The following is an 880-nucleotide window of genomic DNA, read 5'->3' on the forward strand; positions in this document are numbered from 1 at the left end:
CTCTTGAATGAAAGCCACGCATGGATGCCTATCCTGAAACAGCAGCCAATACGCAAAGTATCGTCGAGCTTGTTCCTGTACTGATTGCCATTACAAATGGCAGCTTGAGGGTTTTGACAGTTGCCAAAGGAGAGCTATTACCCAATGGCCTGCTTGCACCGCTTCGCCACTCTCTGCAAGCAGGAGTCAGGATGTGGGTTGCCAAACAGACATCACAGCCTATGGGCTATGTAGAACAGCTTTATACGTTTGTAGATACGCGCCGTCAAAACGAGCAAGGCCTACCTGTCTTGTACGTCAGCTATTTGGGACTGGTGCGCGAGGCAGCCGACAGCATCCTGCACCCGGATGCGAAATGGCAGGACTGCTACTGCTATTTTCCGTGGGAAGATTTGCGCACTGACGGCGGGCTGCGCGATACCATCGTCAGCCGCCTGCGCATTTGGGCAAACTCGGCGGATACGGAGGAAGTGCGCCAGAAGCGGCTCAAGCGCATTCAATTGTGCTGGGGGGTAGAACCTGAAAATTGGTCGGAAGAATACGTTTTGCAACGCTATGAAATGCTATACGAAAGCGGCCTGATAGCGGAAGCAGCCGAGTCTCAGGAAAACTTCAATTTCTCACTCACGGGGCAGCCTATGCGCCACGACCACCGCCGCGTACTGGCGACAGCCTTATCCCGCCTACGAGCCAAAATCAAATACCGCCCCGTGATTTTTGAACTGATGCCGCCCGAATTCACACTGCTGCAACTGCAAAACAGCGTCGAAGCCATCAGCGGCAGATTGCTGCACAAGCAAAACTTCCGCCGCCAGATTCAGCAGCAAAACCTCATCGAGCCGTCGGATACCGGCGTATCAGGCAGTAAAGGCCGTCCTGC

At 54.0% G+C, this 880-nt stretch carries 1 protein-coding gene; it reads left to right on the plus strand.

Annotation, left to right across the window (positions count from 1 at the left end; translation table 11 throughout):
- Positions 1-20 precede the first annotated feature (20 nt).
- Positions 21-880: NUDIX hydrolase (locus tag ACTHS3_RS15625; RefSeq protein WP_440368459.1), on the plus strand; the 860-nt coding region annotated here is incomplete at its 3' end.

This window comes from Neisseria sp. P0009.S007, assembly GCF_051962515.1.